The 16,954-nt window shown below is 55.2% G+C and carries 22 protein-coding genes and 2 pseudogenes; 11 read left to right on the plus strand and 13 right to left on the minus strand.

The features are described from left to right. Positions 1–71 precede the first annotated feature (71 nt). Entirely contained in the window at positions 72–497 is a 426-nt protein-coding gene (locus KOE80_RS07215; protein WP_226348753.1) for a VOC family protein, read from the minus strand. Positions 498–768: 271 nt separating this feature from the next. Here KOE80_RS07215 and KOE80_RS07220 point away from each other — a divergent pair, with 271 nt between their 5' ends. Continuing rightward, positions 769–1,659, plus strand: a complete 891-nt coding sequence (locus KOE80_RS07220; RefSeq protein ID WP_226348754.1) for a LysR family transcriptional regulator — start codon at positions 769–771, stop codon at positions 1,657–1,659. Between the two features lie 1,132 nt (positions 1,660–2,791). Here KOE80_RS07220 and KOE80_RS07225 read toward each other — a convergent pair. The 6 genes from KOE80_RS07225 to KOE80_RS07250 form a co-directional block, all read right to left on the minus strand. Continuing rightward, the gene (locus KOE80_RS07225; protein ID WP_226348755.1) at positions 2,792–3,376 is read right to left on the minus strand and encodes a flavin reductase family protein; all 585 of its coding nucleotides are present in this window, start codon (positions 3,374–3,376) and stop codon (positions 2,792–2,794) included. Positions 3,377–3,388: 12 nt separating this feature from the next. Continuing rightward, complete coding sequence (locus tag KOE80_RS07230) at positions 3,389–4,024, minus strand: NAD-dependent dehydratase (RefSeq protein WP_226348756.1); 636 nt, start codon at positions 4,022–4,024, stop codon at positions 3,389–3,391. 22 nt (positions 4,025–4,046) lie between these two features. Further along, entirely contained in the window at positions 4,047–4,706 is a 660-nt protein-coding gene (locus KOE80_RS07235) for an SDR family oxidoreductase (RefSeq protein WP_226348757.1), read from the minus strand. Positions 4,707–4,771: 65 nt separating this feature from the next. Further along, the gene (locus tag KOE80_RS07240) at positions 4,772–5,353 is read right to left on the minus strand and encodes a TetR/AcrR family transcriptional regulator (RefSeq protein ID WP_226348758.1); all 582 of its coding nucleotides are present in this window, start codon (positions 5,351–5,353) and stop codon (positions 4,772–4,774) included. After that, positions 5,350–5,613: a hypothetical protein gene (locus tag KOE80_RS07245; protein ID WP_226348791.1), complete on the minus strand. Its 264-nt coding sequence runs from the start codon at positions 5,611–5,613 to the stop codon at positions 5,350–5,352. The genes KOE80_RS07240 and KOE80_RS07245 overlap by 4 nt, the downstream gene beginning before the upstream one ends. Then, the gene (locus KOE80_RS07250) at positions 5,571–6,008 is read right to left on the minus strand and encodes a LysR family transcriptional regulator (protein WP_226348759.1); all 438 of its coding nucleotides are present in this window, start codon (positions 6,006–6,008) and stop codon (positions 5,571–5,573) included. Before KOE80_RS07250 ends, KOE80_RS07245 begins: the two co-directional genes overlap by 43 nt. A 152-nt stretch (positions 6,009–6,160) precedes the next feature. Between KOE80_RS07250 and KOE80_RS20520 the strand changes: the two are divergent. From KOE80_RS20520 to KOE80_RS07285, 8 genes and pseudogenes are all read left to right on the plus strand, one after another. Then, positions 6,161–6,424 (plus strand): annotated as a pseudogene (locus KOE80_RS20520) (Bug family tripartite tricarboxylate transporter substrate binding protein); the annotation flags it as partial. Positions 6,425–6,474: 50 nt separating this feature from the next. Next, the gene (locus KOE80_RS20525; RefSeq protein WP_413228925.1) at positions 6,475–6,816 is read left to right on the plus strand and encodes a Bug family tripartite tricarboxylate transporter substrate binding protein; all 342 of its coding nucleotides are present in this window, start codon (positions 6,475–6,477) and stop codon (positions 6,814–6,816) included. Between the two features lie 48 nt (positions 6,817–6,864). Then, positions 6,865–7,068 carry a hypothetical protein gene (locus tag KOE80_RS20530; RefSeq protein ID WP_413228926.1) on the plus strand — a complete coding sequence of 68 codons (204 nt, stop codon included), beginning with the start codon at positions 6,865–6,867 and terminating at the stop codon, positions 7,066–7,068. Between the two features lie 28 nt (positions 7,069–7,096). Continuing rightward, positions 7,097–7,270, plus strand: a pseudogene (locus KOE80_RS20425) (hydroxyacid dehydrogenase); the annotation flags it as partial. An 85-nt stretch (positions 7,271–7,355) separates the two neighbouring features. Continuing rightward, positions 7,356–7,577 (plus strand): hypothetical protein, encoded by a 222-nt coding sequence (locus KOE80_RS20430; protein WP_226348792.1) that lies wholly within the window; start codon positions 7,356–7,358, stop codon positions 7,575–7,577. Positions 7,578–7,714: 137 nt separating this feature from the next. After that, a complete protein-coding gene (locus tag KOE80_RS07275; protein ID WP_226348760.1) occupies positions 7,715–7,930 on the plus strand; it encodes a hypothetical protein in 216 nt (71 codons plus the stop codon). Beyond that, complete coding sequence (locus tag KOE80_RS07280; protein WP_226348761.1) at positions 7,930–8,244, plus strand: SLC13 family permease; 315 nt, start codon at positions 7,930–7,932, stop codon at positions 8,242–8,244. Before KOE80_RS07275 ends, KOE80_RS07280 begins: the two co-directional genes overlap by 1 nt. Positions 8,245–8,348: 104 nt before the next feature. Next, complete coding sequence (locus KOE80_RS07285; RefSeq protein WP_226348762.1) at positions 8,349–8,495, plus strand: hypothetical protein; 147 nt, start codon at positions 8,349–8,351, stop codon at positions 8,493–8,495. Positions 8,496–8,537: 42 nt separating this feature from the next. On the opposite strand, the gene KOE80_RS07290 is transcribed toward KOE80_RS07285, so the two are convergent. From KOE80_RS07290 to KOE80_RS07310, 5 genes are all read right to left on the minus strand, one after another. After that, positions 8,538–9,584: an aldo/keto reductase gene (locus tag KOE80_RS07290; protein WP_226348763.1), complete on the minus strand. Its 1,047-nt coding sequence runs from the start codon at positions 9,582–9,584 to the stop codon at positions 8,538–8,540. Positions 9,585–9,657: 73 nt separating this feature from the next. After that, entirely contained in the window at positions 9,658–10,761 is a 1,104-nt protein-coding gene (locus tag KOE80_RS07295; RefSeq protein WP_226348764.1) for an alkene reductase, read from the minus strand. Between the two features lie 407 nt (positions 10,762–11,168). Next, complete coding sequence (locus KOE80_RS07300) at positions 11,169–12,161, minus strand: zinc-dependent alcohol dehydrogenase family protein (RefSeq protein ID WP_226348765.1); 993 nt, start codon at positions 12,159–12,161, stop codon at positions 11,169–11,171. A gap of 2 nt (positions 12,162–12,163) precedes the next feature. Further along, positions 12,164–12,511 (minus strand): cupin domain-containing protein, encoded by a 348-nt coding sequence (locus KOE80_RS07305; RefSeq protein ID WP_226348766.1) that lies wholly within the window; start codon positions 12,509–12,511, stop codon positions 12,164–12,166. Between the two features lie 17 nt (positions 12,512–12,528). Then, entirely contained in the window at positions 12,529–13,188 is a 660-nt protein-coding gene (locus tag KOE80_RS07310; RefSeq protein ID WP_226348767.1) for a TetR/AcrR family transcriptional regulator, read from the minus strand. Positions 13,189–13,452: 264 nt separating this feature from the next. On the opposite strand from KOE80_RS07310, the gene KOE80_RS07315 reads away from it, so the two are divergent. Further along, positions 13,453–14,613 carry an NADH:flavin oxidoreductase/NADH oxidase gene (locus KOE80_RS07315; RefSeq protein ID WP_226348768.1) on the plus strand — a complete coding sequence of 387 codons (1,161 nt, stop codon included), beginning with the start codon at positions 13,453–13,455 and terminating at the stop codon, positions 14,611–14,613. Positions 14,614–14,687: 74 nt separating this feature from the next. Beyond that, positions 14,688–15,071, plus strand: coding sequence for a nuclear transport factor 2 family protein (locus tag KOE80_RS07320; RefSeq protein WP_226348769.1), 384 nt, complete (start codon positions 14,688–14,690; stop codon positions 15,069–15,071). Between the two features lie 70 nt (positions 15,072–15,141). Here the strand turns inward: KOE80_RS07320 and KOE80_RS07325 are convergent, their stop codons facing one another. Continuing rightward, positions 15,142–16,839 (minus strand): MFS transporter, encoded by a 1,698-nt coding sequence (locus tag KOE80_RS07325; protein ID WP_226348770.1) that lies wholly within the window; start codon positions 16,837–16,839, stop codon positions 15,142–15,144. Between the last annotated feature and the right edge of the window lie 115 nt (positions 16,840–16,954).

The raw sequence follows: 16,954 nt of genomic DNA on the forward strand, positions 1-16,954 counted from the left end.
CCATCAGCCGTAAAGTCCCCAGCCACCAAAGAAAAACCAAAGACACGGGAAAACGTGCCTTTGGCACATCACTACTTCGCAAATAGTTGGTTGATATCCTTAAATGCCTTAAATTCCAACGCGTTACCGCAGGGATCCAGGAAGAACATGGTGGCCTGCTCCCCTACTTGCCCTTTAAATCGGACGTATGGCTCGATAACAAATTTAGTGTTGAATCCTTTGAGACGCTCAGCGAGCGCCTCCCACTCATCCCACTCCAGCACCACACCAAAATGCGGCGCCGGAACCGCATGCCCATCCACGGGGTTGGTATGCGCCTCTATTTGAGAGGCCGTTTTGGGATGCTCGTGAATCACCAGTTGATGACCGTAAAAGTTAAAGTCAACCCACTGATCGCTAGACCTGCCCTCAGTCAAACCGAATACTTCATTATAAAAACGGCGGGCCGCCGGAACGTCATATACAGGGATAGCCAAATGAAAAGGACGAAGACTCATAACAACCTCTCAAGTAGTTAACGGTGAAATTCATAGGTTGACAGCAGCTCCGAAGCAACACGCTTGGGCATGGGCGAAAGCAAGGATGCCCCTCGCGTAATAAACACATAGCCACAGCCCATCAAAACCGATGCGCCACGCCTCCAAGTCACTGTTTTAATTATAAATTCCAATTTTCTGGCATCTGAAAATTGGTAAACACTATTGTAGAAACATAAATTAATAAATAAAATCAATATATATTTTTCATACATACAAATTTTATCTATCAATGATCAGAGAACTTAAGACACTGCTGGCGGTATCTCGCGAGAACTCGTTTGCCGCAGCAGGGGCCAAAATCGGCCTGACGCAGGCTGCCATAAGCGCACAGATGCAACGCTTGGAGAACGAATTAGGGGTAAAGCTATTTGATCGTGTCGGCCGCTCGGCGCGGTTAAACCGGGTTGGGGAAGAGATACTACTGCAAGCTCAAGAAGTACTTAAGATGTATGAAAATCTCGGTACGTTTTCCACACAGCCAGAGCCTGCCACATTGGTAAGAACGGGAGCAATCGCGTCCGTCCAGCGCTCACTGCTACCCAAAGCAATAGCCATGTTTCATCGTCAGTTACCCACGTCACGCACCCATATTGTTCCGGGTGTCTCACTGTCACTGCTTAACGCTGTAGACGCAGGCGAGCTCGACATGGCTGCCATAATCCGCCCCCCCTTCTCACTTCACAGTGACCTAAGATGGACGTCCCTTGCTCGAGAACCCTTTCGCCTTCTGGTGCCAAGTACTGAACAAGAAGATGACTGGGCCGAATTGCTCTGTAGCAGACCATTCATTCGATACGACAAAACGTCGTTCGGGGGCCGGCAAGTCGATCGGTTTCTGCGCGAGCGCAACCTTCGCGTGAAGCAGGTATGCGAACTTGACGAGTTAGAGGCCATTACCCAGTTGGTCATTAACGGGGTCGGGGTTGCATTGGTTCCTCAAACATTCACACAGCACAGATGGCCAAACTCAGTGCGTGCGCTTGATCTTGGCGTTGCGACTTTTCACCGCGATATCGGCTTGGTACACCGCGCCACTAATCTTATGAGCACACCTGCAGGAGTTTTTGCACGCTTAATTTGTGATTTGGCACAAGATCAAGGCAATACTCACGATTTTTAATCGACCGTAGCGCTCCGGTAAGGCCAATTCGTGAGAAATACGTTCTCCTCTGAACGGCTAGTCCCACGCAGGACTAAGAGGCAAACTCAATTGCCGCTAGGGCGTAGCGAAGGCAACGGACCACGCTAGGAGGCAGGTTTGCGACGCGTGCCCGCGGCGCTCCTGACAGTGATGGCGGTGACAACCCAGCATGCCGGCTTTCTTAGCCCACAAAATACAAACATACAGGGAGTTACGCAGGTCAAACCGCAGCGGTTTGAGCACCAAGCCCTCACCAACGAAGTCATGCCAGACCGATTCACCATCCTGATGTACTGATCTTCAATGCCGCATGCCTGCCAACGATACGCCGCTCATCGGTCATCATCATGCTTTCGGAATGACAAACCAGGGGTTCCGAAGAACGGCCCAGAGTGTGTGTCTCCTTTCTTTGTCGTTTCATGCCCTTATACGACGTATGAGGGCAATCCATTCTAGGGAGACGGCAAACTGCCCCATCATCAGACGTGACGGCTAAGACGTCATTATGCAAGCGCAGCGCGCCGATTGCTCCATAAACGTTGCATGGTCGGGTGCCTATTATCCACGCGCACCCCAGCTAGGGAGACAATGCCTATGCCGGCATCGATTACCTCACAGGCTCCCGGTCTATAAATGCCGTCAACGAGTGTCGCAAAACCACCATCCGCACGAGCACAAGCCATCAAGTGATGCGGCCATTCAATGCTACATCGCCACGCCACCTGCAAATCATCAAGATGCAAAAGGAGATAAGCGGCCAGATCCCTGCCCTCGGACCAGGGGAGGTACGACCGGCTCAGTAAACGTCGGCGCAAACTACGCTGAACCGCCAAATAATTATCAGGATTGGATTTAACCGGCACGGACTCACTCTCCTAAGCAACGCACGGGAGCAACCTTAATCCATGCAGCCGCAAGTTTGAATTAGGAGAAGTCAGAAGCAAGAGGCAAAGCGAGGGTATGTCCTTAGACCAAAGCCCAAGCCAGCGACGTTTGAGGAGCGATCACGCTACGGGTCGCGCAACACGTTCAGGGGCATGAGCATAGCTCAACACCGCCATCAGCGCGGGGAACGAACGGCAATGGCAGCCACCGGCCCCCACGAAGCCATTCAAGGGGCCCCCTCTTGCACAGGCAGCGCCTCGCCTGTGGCATAAAAATGTCCGCCGGCGATGTAGTGCAGGCTGCGCCAGGCCGGATCGGCCCGCTCGAAATGCCAATGCCCATCTCGAAACACACGGGTATCCGACCAAGCACCCACGATCTCACCGATGAACAGGTCATAGGTTTGCTGGTTATGCTGCTCGGGGATTACCCGGCAGGCCAACCAGGCCGAGCAGCCAGCGACAAATGGCAGGTCGAATCCGTCAATGCCAAATAGCTGCACGCCACAGTTGGCCAACTTGTTCGGGTCGGTCGCAAGACTGTGCGTGCCTACGGCGCTGGTCAGTTCAAGCTGAGAAACCGTCGGCACCTGGATAACAAACAGACCACTTTGTTCAACCAGTTCGCGAGTCTTGGCAGCCTTATCCAGCACCACCGTGAGCTTTGGCGGGACATAGTCCAATGCGCAGGCCCATGCTGCAGCCATGACGTTGTCCACCCCGCCATGACGGGCAGAAACCAGCACGGAGGGACCGTGGTTAATGAGCCGGTGCGACTTAGGCAGTGGTACTGGGGCGATGTGCGTGTTCATAGGTTGGGATATTCATTGCGACATAGCGGCAAAAGGGACAACATGGATACCAGGCTGCGCCTTAAGTGCCGATTCAATCATGGCTTGGGCGATCTTCTGCGGTGGACACACGCGCCAGCGCTGGGGCAGCAGCGGCGAGAGCACCCCCAGAGTTAAAACCATGGTACGCTCGGCGGGGCGTGATTCCGCCCGCTTTCCGCCAATTAGCCCGGGCCGGGCAAAAGTCAGCGACGCAAAACCCACCTGAGCCAGGTCCTGCTCCAATGCCGCTTTAACGCGATTGTAGAAAAAATGCGAATCGGGGCTTGCCCCGACAGCGGAATTTAGCACATAGGTCGACGCTCCGTGACGGTGCGCCACCTGTCCGAACACCAAGGGGTAATCGTGATCCACACGGCGAAAGGCTGCCTTCGAGCCAGCGGCTTTCATGGTGGTGCCCAGTGTGCAGATCACGGCATCCGCTCGCCACCAATCAACCTCTGCGGGCAGTGCCTCGTAGTCCACGACAGGCGCAAGCAGCTTGGGGTGAGAAAAGGGCAACGGTCGACGAACCGGCGCCGTCACCCGCGCAATGCGCGGATCATCAAGCGCCAGACGCAGCACATGGCTACCGACCAATCCAGTGGCACCGGCGAGCAAAAGCTTCATGGGCGTGGGCTCCGAGCAAACATCAACGGCATGTCAAGCGCTGCACGGCTTCAGCGATGGGCGTGTCGCCCTGCGTCAGCTCGATGATGCAACGGCTCACTGACGGCTGCTCGATAATTTCGGCCAAGGTGGCGGCGACATCATCGCGCGATATTTCACCATAAGGTACGGCAAGATCCGCGCGAATGCGGCCACTGCCGGGTGAGTCAAGCAGCGTGCCGGGCCGGATAATGACCCAGTCCAGGTCTGTGGCGACGAGATGCACCTCGGCGCGCTTTTTGACCGCAATGTAGTTCTCGAACGTAGCAGAGACACTCGTGCCGCGCAGTGCTTCCGGAAACACCGATACCAGCAGCAAGCGGCGGATACCTGCCAGGTGTGCTGCCGCGACGGTCAGCTCGAGACCACGTCCATCAATGGCATCGGTCATCTCGGGGCCGCCCTTGCCGCCAGCTCCTGCAGAAAACACCACGACGTCGCTACCGGCCATCCGTTGCGCCAGGGCATCGGCATCGAGTTCCAGCAAGCTACCGAGCACAGGCTCAGTGCCCAGTGCGCTCAATACTTCAGTCTGATCGGGGTGCCGATACAGCGAACGTGGCTGATGGCCACGGCCGGCCAACTGTTGGGCTAGACGGCGACCGACCTTACCCGCCCCGCCGACGATGAAAACACGACTCATGAAAGAATCCTAATTAATGACAACATAAATTGAGTCAGACCTTGTGTAACTTTCGGTCCAGGGGGTCAGACTAATAGTTGCTCCGTAGCGATACGGGCCGTGTCAAAGGAGACTGACTGACCCACTTTGCCCAGCAGCGAAGCGCCCAGCCAAAGCTGATACAACGCCGATGCCAGAACTGGCGCGGATGCCGAAGTGCCAATCGAGCCGTCCGCCTGACCTTGCTCGATGCACTGCGCAATACGGCTTACCACCGCCTCGGTGCCCTGCCGCAAGACTAAGCGCATATCCTCGGACAAGTCACACACTTCAGGACCGAGCTTGACCACCAGGCACTTGTCCAGGGCCAACCCCATGCCTTGCGTATCTGCCCAGAATTGAAAATAAGCCATCAATCGCTCGCGTCCTGAGCCAGGGCCACGCAAGTGCACATCGACTTTAGGGAGATAGGTGGCGAAATAATCTTCCAGCAACGCCTGCCCAAACTCCTCTTTCGATTTGAAGTAGTAATAGAACGAGCCCTTAGGGATGCCAGCGGCCATGACGATCTCGGCCAAACCCACGGCGGTGTAGCCCTTACTGGACATCAGCGCACGGGCCACATCTACAATATGCTGGCGGGTATCTTGCACGGTTTTCTTCTTCATTTTTCAATTCTACCATCTAAACTGACCGGTCGGCTACTCAATAAGGCATAGACCGTCACGGACGAGATAGCAACATCGTTCTCGCATGTGGGCCGATCCTGAACGGTAATCTTCGGAAGATCAAATATCGGGGGCTGGCCGCTGGTAGCAACGACAACGACATCGTCAACAATGGCATGCGATACCAGTTCGTCACAGTCCTCGGCCATCAGGCCGATCAACCGATCCAGCGAGCCTTCCTTGAGACGCTCTCTGAGCATAAGGCTCGGTCCAGTGGCAATCCAGATAGTCGTGCCCTGGGCCTGGGCCAAGAGCAAATTGCAGATTTCGGGCAAGACATAATCAGCGGCGATGGGCCGCTGCCAATCCTCACATGGCCGGCTTGACCACGAGAGAAATCATTAACCTCCCGCAGCACTTCTTCAGTCGCTCCACGCAGCAGTCGCGCTCGTGCCAGCAGGACCTCTCCCACGGCGGTCAGTTGAATGCCTCGGCCTTTGCGCTCGAACAGTTCGCACTCAAAGGCATCCTCAAGACGATGAATCGCCTTGCTCAACGCCGGTTTCGTGCGTCCCAACTTATCCGCAGCCAAACCGACATTCCCGAGTTCGGCCACTATCTGAAAATATTTAAGGTCCCGAAAATTAAGATTCATTGATAACTTTTAGGAATTGTTTGATGAAAACTATCCAATAGACGGAATGATTTGTCGACTGAACAATGCGAGCTCATAACAGTTATTAGAAATGGCAATCGCGCCTTGACCAGAGAAGGTGGATTGGTCTGACAGCTAACAGGAGACAAAACATGCACACGTTAAGCAAACTAGCAGCCATAGCGGCGCTGGCCCTCTCTAGTTCAGGGGCCTTGGCACAAGACTGGCCGACTCGGGCCATTACGGTGGTGGTTCCGTTCGCACCGGGCGGAAATATTGATTTCACAGCGCGGGTCATCTCGGATTTGATGGGCAAATCGTTGGGTCAACCCGTCATTGTTGAAAACCGTCCTGGTGCCGGCGGTGTGGTCGGCGCAGCGTATGTGGCCCGTGCGAAACCCGATGGCTATACCTTACTGCCGGGCAACTCCGGACCCAATGCGGTTGCCAATGCAGTCAGCAAAAAATACCGTATGACGGCGTCAACAGTTTCACAATCATCGGCGGTATCACGGCCAACCCCGCAGTACTGGCCATTTCCACCCACATTCCGGCCACTAATTTTGCTCAGTTCAACGCTTATGCAAAGAGCCGTACGGGCCGGGTCAACGTCGGCACGGCTGGTAACGGCTCATTCACACACTTGCCCATTGAGTTGGTGCGCACGGCCACCGCCACGCCGATCACTGTTATCCCGTACAAAGGCACCGGTCCTGCGGCAACTGACCTGATGGGACATACGCTTGATGCGATGGTCGAGCAGATCACTACCGCCCTGGGGCTGGCTTCTACAGCTCCATGGCGGTAGTGGGCATCGGGCGGTCGACGTGCTTGGCTCAAACTGTCTGGCGCGGAGCTGGAAGGCGCGGCAGAGGCACCGTATTACCGGTCTGCTGTAGACGTCGCCCAGCAATTTATTGCGCTGGCCCCTGACCGTTTGGTGTGGGGCAGCAATTGGCCGCATCCGGCCATTCACAAAACCGACGATGCGGCCCCTGATGACGCAGCACTGCTGCGTTGGTTGTCTGTCTGTGCCCCGCGTCATCTACCGTACAGATAGCAATAGCGTCGAGGAGGTGGAGCGCATCATGTCGACCGAACCGGTCGATGCCGTCATCTCTCGCACGGTTGCGCTCACGACCAAGGCCATTACATCCTGCTCCACGCTCAAGGTCATCTCCAAGCATGGCGTAGACATCAGCAATATTGATGTCGAGGCGGCAACGGCGCGCGGCATCCCCGTCTATGTGACGCCTGGCGCCAATGCACAGTCCGTTGCAGAAATGACGCTGGGCTTGATGTACGCTGCTGCCCACCGGGCACCCACTGACCCGCTTGCCCAATGTGGTGCTAACACCGCATGTAGGCGGCCTGATCCGTACCACTTGCGTGGCCAAGAAGCTCGACGGCCTGGGCATTGCCATTCCCGCCGCCGATGCGCCCCGAGCGCTGGAGCTTGGGCGCGCACATCTCATTAAAGAAGCGAAGATTCGCGCCGACAATCAGGCCGGACGCTCAGACCCCGAACGCTTTGATGCCACGTTGCGCGCCAAAGGTTTGCCCGTCTGATCAGTACATCTGATCAATCCAAATCCAACTTGAGCCACTGATATTAAGAAGGTCAGCAGGACACCTCGCTGCCCCCCCAACCAAGTCATATATTCCTCCTTTGGGCCAGCGCCTATGGGGGACGGAGGAACACGACCATGCTCGTCGCATTGAGCTTTGCCATGTTTGCTTGTTTTATCTACCTACTGATCAGCGGAAGGATGTCGGCCGTGGCCACCCTGATTCTGATTCCGAGCATTTTTGCGCTCATCGGCGGATTTGGTCCCGAAATGGGAGTCATGGTCATCAAAGGGGTTCGCACCATCGCCCCGACCGGTGTCATGCTGATCTTCGCGTGGCCTATTTCAGGCTAATGACCGATACCGGTCTGTTCGATCCTATTATCCGTCGCATCGTTGCTGCGGTCGGCGGCGATCCGGTCAAAATTTTTGTCGGCACGGTCGCACTCGGTTACCTGGTCGCCCTCGATGGCGATGGTGCCACGGTATATATGATTGTGCTCTCGGCTTTCCTGCCGACCTACAAACGCTTAGGCCTGTCCTTGCCTCTGGTGGCTGTGCTGCTGCAATGCACCGGTATTGGTAATCTGCTTCCATGGGGAGGGCCGACGGCGCGGGCGGCCGCCTCAATGAAAGTGAAGATGTCCGGGGGGAATTTACGCCCTTGATCGCCCCGCTGCTGGCCTGCGTTCTCTGAACCTTCTTTCTGGCCTGGCTATTTGGCAAGCGCGAACGTCGTCGCCTGGGCATTATCCAGCTCGACACCACACAAATGTTGGAGCCGCACCCGCCTGCAGGATGGAAGCTTTATTTCAACTGGGCGTTGACCATTGGCCTGATGCTTGGCTTGGTGTTGGAAGTGCTGCCGCTGTCTTATGTGTTCGTGTTGGCAACCGCCAGCGTTTTTTCATCACGTTAACTTACCCTTGAAGCTAACGAGATGATCTCATTGAGGAATACTTTAGGTGTTCGATACACTTGTGTCAGTCGGTGCCTGCTCGGGGATCAAACCTTGTGCCTTCAATGCCTGCCAGAAATCCTTCGGTGCTTGCTGGGACGCAGCCTGAATGTTCTGACGTACAGCTTGAGCGCTGTGAGCACCGAGCAAGACGGTGCTCACAGCGGGATGCAGTTTAACGAACTCAATCGCTGCCGCGACCAACGAAACACCAAACTGTTCGCAAACCACTTCGATTCTACGGACTCGATCACGTATTTCCTCAGGAACTTTCTGGTAGTCGTAAGCCCCCTCCGTGCTGGATCCCGTAGCCAGAATGCCCGAATTAAAGACGCCAGCAGCGATAATCGCTACGTTTCGCTTATGCAGTTCGTCGAAGGCGCCCTCAAGCGGTGCGTGATTGAGCAACGAGTACCGCCCTGCAATCAGTGCGCAATCAAAATCAAACTCTGACGAAGCGCGCAGCACAGCCTCTGTTTCATTCACGCCTAGCCCCACGGCATGCACATAGCCGTTGCGCCGCAGCTCATCCAACGCCTTATAGCCACTGTCTGCAAGCTGCTTCCAATAGATTTCCGCCTGGTCGCCATGCCAGGCCTCACCCACATCGTGCATCAGCAACACGTCGATAAAATCCTGCCCCAAGCGGAACTGGCTGCCTTCAAACGATCGCATAATGCCATCATACGAATAGTCATACTCGGCGACAAAAGGCAGCGCATCGACCCATTCAATAGCATATCGCCCCTTGATATCTGGATACCGATTGGCCGGCTTGAGGATACGCCCGGCCTTGGTGCTCAAGGTGACCTGGTCACGAATTCCAAGCTCACGCAGCGCATGACCCAGGTAATACTCAGCCTTTCCATAGCCGTAAAACGGCGCGGCGTCAAAATGGCGAATGCCTCCTTGGAAGGCCGCGTCGATGGCCTGCTCGAACTGCCGATAATTCACCTTACTGTTGAAGCCCGCCATGCCAACGGTGCCAAGCCCGATGGAGCTCACACGCGCTGGTGATTTGCCAAGGGGGCGAGTACGTAAATCAGTCATTGCTAGATCCTTTCAAGAGTCGATGTTGATAAACGGCTCGACTCGCACAGAGCCTGCGCGAGTCGGCATTGAATCAATAGTTGCCAGTCGCCCAATCGGTGTAGCCCTTGGCCCCGCCGCCATAGTACGATTCGCGCGGAGCGATGGTCAGCTCAGCGCCGCGACGTAGGCGTTCGACCAGATCGGGATTACCGATGAACAGACGACCAAAAGCCACTGCGTCGATCTTGCCTGCAGCTCGACGTTCAATGGCCATTTCCAGGTCATAGTTGTTGTTGCCGATGAAGGGTCCGTTGAACTTCGCGCTCAACACATCAAGGTCCACGCCTTCGGGGATGAAACGCGACGTTGCGGTGGCCCCTTCAACGAAATGCAGATAAGCCAGATCGAACCGATTGAGCTGTTCAATCAGGTAGCCATACATGGCCATGACATTGCTATCGGTCGGGGTATTGCCAGCGTCAGGCGTGACGGGCGACAGGCGGATGCCCACACGTTCATTGCCCCAAATCTTGACGATGGCTTCAGTTACCTCAAGCGTCAGGCGGGCCCGGTTTTCAATAGAGCCGCCATATTCATCGGTGCGATGGTTAGTGGAATCACGCAGAAATTGATCCAACAGATAGCTATTTGCCGAGTGTACTTCCACGCCATCAAAGCCTGCGCGCTTGGCATTTTCGGCAGCCAGTTTGTATTGTTCAATGATGCCTGGAATTTCGCTGGTTTCCAGAGCACGCGGCATCGACACAGGCACGAAACCTTCCGTGGTGTAGGTATCGCCCTCGGCCCTGATAGCCGAGGGCGCGACTGGCGCCTCACCATTCGGTTGCAGTTGCGTGCTAGAGAACCGACCAACGTGCCAGAGTTGGCTGACGATCTTACCGCCAGCCGCATGGACAGCATCGGTCACCTTCTTCCAACCAGCCACTTGCGCTTCGTTCCAAATACCTGGAGTTGCTGCATAACCGCGGCCTTGAGCGGAAATGTTGGTGGCCTCGGCGATGATCAACCCAGCGCTCGCACGCTGCGCGTAATAGGTGGCGTGCAACTCACCCGGAACGCCATCTTCGCCATAGCGGCTACGTGTGATCGGTGCCATCACGATTCGGTTGGCAAGATGAATGAAGCCCATTTGAGTGGGCGAAAATAAATCGGTGCGAATGCTGTTATCTGTCATAAGTGAATTCCCAATTAACTGACCAGTCGTCTATTTACAGGTTTAAAATATGCGGCTAACGTCCGTAGCCGCTTCGTGATATCTAGCGCGATGCCAAAGGGTGCTGTACCTTTTCCAAGTTTGACGAGTAACGAAGCCTCCAGCCCTCACTGACTGCACGCTGTCATTCGGCTCATGTGCGGCTGCTTGCCAAATCTCTTCCTTGGACTTGAAATAAAGCGCACTTGAGCACGCCAGCCGCAATGACGAGCTCGGCAAGACCGGCTGCAGTGCAGCCCCACCACGGGATCAATCTCTTGCCAGAACGAAAATAAGCTGACGAGACTCGGTTCAGGCCTTGCTCATGACGACACTATAGACAAAAACCGACCAGTCGTCTAGTTTCTGTGGATGATCGTCACCTTGACTCAGTTTCCGGTCGTCATAACAACTTTTCCAAACTGCCGACCGCTTTCCAGATAGCGGTGCGCCTCGGCCACCTCTTCCAGTGGAAAGGTCCTATCAACATGAGGAAGCAATGCCCCCACTCGCACACCTTCCGTGATAAATGCCTGAGCGCGGGACAGGCAAGCGGCATTACGGACAACTTCTGTATAAACGAATCCGCGCAGGATCAGGCTATGACGGATGGCCAGCTTGAGCGGGAAAGGGGTTTCATCAGAACTGAGCGCACCATGCAACACGATGCGCCCACCGGGCCGCAATGCCTGAGCCCACGTCATGACATCCGGGCCTGCCACAGCATCGAAAACAACATCAATCCCCTCGGGCACTGTTGCCAACAATTGCTTATGCAATGCATCTTCGCGTGTGGCAATGACAATATCGGCACCAACAGCTTGCAATGCCTCATGCTTGTCGCGGGTAAGTGTTGTCGCGACGACCCGTGCTCCCATGAGCCGCGCGATCTGGATTGCCGCCAATCCAACGCTGCTGGAAGCGGCAGTGACAGCCACGGTCGCGCCAGGGCGTAGCTCTCCTGCCTCGACAAGACCGCCATAGGCGACCAAGCTGGACATCCATAGGGCTGCGCCTTGGATCGGTGACAGGCTGGGTGGATGCTTTACTACGAATGCGCTAGGTATAAGCGCATGATCGCCATACGTTCCATAGCGCCCCACTTCAAAGCCCGGAAGCACGGCAACGCAATCACCAACGGAAAACAGTGTGACATCAGCGCCAACGGCTTGCACCGTACCCACGCCCTCGAAGCCAAGCAAGGCCGGCAGTGCCGGCTTGTCGATGTACTGCCCGTTACGCAGCATCACATCGGCTCGATTCAAGCCAATCGCCCGCATGCAGACAAGCACCTCGCCAGTAGCGGGCATCGGCCTGTCGCGCCGCTCGATTGATAACACATCAGCTTCGCCCAAGCGGCTCACCTGCACAAAACGCGACATACTCAAGACTCCCTTACCACATACTCTTTGCGCGTGGTCTCCACGACCTCCCAAGTGCCCTGGAATCCTGCACGCAAGATCACGCTATCGCCAGCCCGCACGGTACGCGCCTGCCCTCCTGCTTCAGTCACAATCGAAACCCCACTGCGTACATGGAAGTACTCCCAGTGCTGATTGGAAAAGCGCCATTTGCCTGGGGTAGATTCCCAAACACCCGCTGACATGCCTTCGCCCGCGCACTCCAGTTCCCATAAGCGGAACTCGGGGGTGCCAGAAATGAGATCAGCTTGATCGACAGTGCTGATGTCAGGCGGCGTGGCTTCTGTACAAAGGGTCGCAAACAAAGTCATGATGTGCTTCCTATTGGTTATTTGTCATGGTGTGAGGTTTCGCCGTGTTCATTGCCTGGAAGCAAGCGCACAGCATGCGCAGCAAGGCGCCTCATTTCTGCAATGCTCAATCCATCGCGCGCCTGAATCGACAACCCCTCAAGCAGGGTGTTAAGTGCCCCGGCCAAGGACTTCGCATCCGTGCGAGCGGGCAATTGTCCCTCCTTCATGGCGCGTTTGAGCCGCTTGACAAACAACGCCTTGCCCTCACGGCGCAATGCCTCAATGGCCTGCTTGACCTCCACGGAGTCATCGGACACATTGACCGCTGCTAACGCTACAAGACAACCACAAGGTGCTTGGGGCGATAACAGGATGCGGGCGGACGCGTCAAAGAAATCGGCAATGGCGCGATAAATACAGGGCTCCGCATCCAGGGCTTTCCACGTCGCATCCCAGTAGCGATGCTCATAAAAATCCACAGCCTCAAGAAAGAGCTTGGCTTTGTTCCCAAAGGCCGCGTAGAGACTGGGGGGATTGATCCCCATCGCGCCGCACAGCTCGGCCACGGACGCTAACTCATAGCCGCGCCGCCAAAACACATCCAGCGCCAGCGTCAACGCTTGGTCGCGATCAAATCCGCGTGGCCGCCCACCTTTGCTGCGCAGGGCACCATCCAGTTTTTCTTCACGTGACATGACAGCCCGTCCCTCATTTTTAAATTGACTTGACACCATCTATAGCGATCACTATACAATACATAAATTCTGTAGCAATCACTATAATTCATCGGTTCTTGAAGCCCTGTGATGAATAGCGCATTCAGGCGTGACTAGGTACTGTGGTTCTGCACGCTCTTTGCAATGCCCACGTCGCTTTTCATACTGGCCTGTTTACTAACAGCGATCACAGGATTTTTGTACGAACCGCAAGATGGAAATCAATCAACAAAGAAGAGAAACATGAGCAAGTTATTTGAATCCCTGACCCTTCGCAGCGTGACGATGCGCAACCGTTTTGCTGTCAGCCCGATGTGTCAGTACACGGCCACTGACGGCTTGGCCAACGATTACCATGCGACCCACTATGGGCGCTTTGCCCTGGGTGGATTCGGCTTGGTCATGCTTGAGGCCACGGCTGTTTCGCCGGAGGGACGTATCACGCATGGTGACCTAGGTCTGTGGAGTGATGACCATATCGAAGGGCTGGCGCGCATCGCCTCGTTCTCTAAAGCCTACGGAGCAGTACCCGGCATACAGCTCGGTCATGCGGGTCCCAAAGCCAGCATTCAACGCGCGTTTGAAGGGAACGGACCTCTCGATGAGCTTGATGCGGCTCGTGGCGAACTGCCTTGGCCAATCGTGTCGCCAAGTGCACGGCCAGCAGCCAAGGGCTGGTTAGTGCCATCCGCGCTAGACGAAGCAGGCATCCGCAAAGTACGTGCTGATTTTGTTGCAGCAGCGCGCCGGGCGTTACGTGCCGGCTTCGACGTGCTGGAGTTGCACTATGCACACGGCTTTTTGCTCAATGCCTTCCTTTCACCGCTGACCAATGAGCGCGACGATCAATATGGTGGCACTTTCGAAAATCGCATTCGGCTGCCCTTGGAGATCGCACGAGAGGTGCGCGAGGTATGGCCTCAGGACAAACCTCTTTTTGTGCGTATTTCTGCCGTCGATGGCAGCCGCATTGGTTGGACAGTTGACGATAGCATCGCTTTTTCCCGTGCATTAAAAGACGTGGGTGTCGATCTCATCGACTGCTCTTCCGGCGGCTTTGGCGTTTTTGAATACCCTAGCGGTTACGGATTCCAGGTGCCATTTGCCGAACAGATTCGCCACGAAGCGGGCATCGCAACGATGGCGGTGGGCCTGATTGTTGACCCTCATCAAGCCGAGGCTATCGTCGCCTCAGGCCAGGCTGATTTGGTAGCGCTTGGCCACGAGGCCCTTCGCAACCCCCATTTCCCCCTGCATGCACAGCAGAGACTGCATGCAATGCGGCCCGAAGCCCCTTATGCAGACTGGAATATTCAGGCTGGATGGTGGCTGAACGCACGCGAGCACCGACTGGCTAAATGGGGCCCTTGGACGCCAGGCGCGAGCGACGAATTGAGTAACTAACTGACCTGAATTTCTATATGGCCCGTAGCGGCCGCTTTATTCAAACCTTGACCAACCAACACAGGAATACACCCGTGAGTAAACCGACCTACGTACAGGAATACCAAGCTATTGTCGATGTCTTGAATCAATACAATGAGGGCGGCAAACAAGCAAAAAGCAGCCTGATGAAGCCAGCGTTCAGCGATCAGGCCACCATTTTCGGTGTTGATGGACAAACGAAGCTGACCGGCGGCCCGATTCAAGGCCTGTTCGACACCATCGACAACGCATTTCGTCCCTCCCCTGAGGCCCAGGGCGTAATCGTGTACATTGACATCGTCGGCACAGCTGCCAGCGCCCGTATCGACACCAATGACATTTCCGGCTTTTGCTTCACCGATTTCTTCAATTTGTTGAAAGTTGAAGGTAAGTGGACGGTGGTCAGCAAGATCTACCACACCCATGTAGCACCATAAGCAAGCGTGCTGATTACGAGAATGTCACCACTCCAGCAGAAGGGGTGACATTCTTACGTGCCAATACCGGCTACCGATAATCACTTTCCAGATCGATATATCGTGTTTCCTTCAGGAAAAAGAGCGCGATCAGGAACGCCACCGCCACCCACCCCAATGGATACCACAAACCAAAATAGCTATCACCGTTTTGTGCTGCCATCGCAAACGTGAAAGTCGGAAGCAGACCGCCCACCCAGCCACTGGCAAAGTGGTAAGGGAAAGACATCGAGGTATACCGGATACGGGTAGGGAACATCTCGACCAACATTAATGTGCTTGGAACCAACGTGAGCGCCATATAAAACAGCAGTACGGCCAACAGCAGTACGACCAAAGGCTTATTCATCGTGGCGGGGTCAGCCTTATCTGGATAACCCGCTGTAACTAATGCTGCTTTTAGCCGCGTCTGAAATTCTTTTACCTTAGCGCTGGCCTCATCGGCCGGCAAACCAAACGTAGAAACGGACTCAAGGCTGACTGTCTGGCCAATACGAATGTCGGCTGCCCCTTTTGGACCTACCTGTACCTCGTAGCTCACACCCTGTTGAGTCAGCGCCTGCTTAGCAACGTCGCATGCGCTTGTGAAGCGGCGGCTACCGAGCGGGTTAAACATGAACGAGCAGGTGTCCAGGTCAGTCGTGATGACAACAGGTGCGGCGGCTTGTGCGCTCCCAAGCTGCGGATTAGCCAGGTTTGTGATGCCCTTAAAAATAGGAAAGAGAGTCACCAATACCAGCGCGAACCCTGCCAATAGAACTGGTTTACGCCCTAACCTGTCGCACAACCAGCCCGAGAAAGCAAACAAAGGGATGCAGGTCAGTGTGGCAAAGGTAACAACTGCAGTGACCTCTTGCGGATCAACCTTCAACGTCTGAGTAAGAAAAAAATTGGGATACAGCACCGCGGTGTAGTACACGCAGGTCATACCGCCGCAAATGCCAAAAAAGGCCACCAGCAAGCGCTTGACGTTGGTCCAGTCCAGGAACGTTTCCCTCAGTGGCGACTGTGCGAGCTGCTTTTTATTCTTTAACTGTTCAAACGCCGGAGACTCATGCATCGTCCTCCGGATCCGCACAGAAACGACGAGCAAGACAAGGGAGAGAACAAACGGAATCCGCCAGCCCCACACATCGAAGTCCTCGCCAACAAGCTTACGGACGGCATAGATCACGCCAAATGATGAGAGTAATCCGATTGTGCCCGTCGACGAGATCCACGACGAGTTGAAACCGCGCCTATGGGCGGGAGAATGCTCCACAACATACGTGGCCGCACCACCGTACTCACCGCCAAGGGCCAAGCCCTGCAACATCCGCAATACGATAAGCATGATAGGCGCTGCGATACCGACCATTTGGTAAGTGGGCAGCAATCCGACGGCAGTTGTCGATACTCCCATGATAATTACCGTGATAAGAAAGGTTTTCTTGCGTCCGATACGGTCACCGACCCGGCCAAACACCAATGCACCAACAGGCCGCATGATGAAGCCAACAGCAAAGGTCAACAGCGCAAAAATAAAACCTGTCGTCGGATCGACGCCTGCAAAGAAATTTTTTGCCAATACCGTCGCAAGGGCGGCATACAAGGTAAATTCGTACCATTCAAAGACGGTTCCTAGGGACGCAGCGATAACCACTTTACGGGTCTCCTGCGCCGACACGGGATCCGGGCTTACAGGGGTAGGTGATACAGATGCGTCCATGGGTATTTCTACGACGGCCATACGGGGGTCTCCTGTTTCTGCATTGTTTTTTGTAGTTAAAAACCGTTGTTTCACCGCGCTCAAGGCAAGCGCAGTGCCGAATCCGGCGCTGCGAAACCTAGAGACAAACAGTGAG

Source organism: Alcaligenes sp. 13f (assembly GCF_020496585.1).
Classification (GTDB): domain Bacteria; phylum Pseudomonadota; class Gammaproteobacteria; order Burkholderiales; family Burkholderiaceae_B; genus Alcaligenes; species Alcaligenes phenolicus.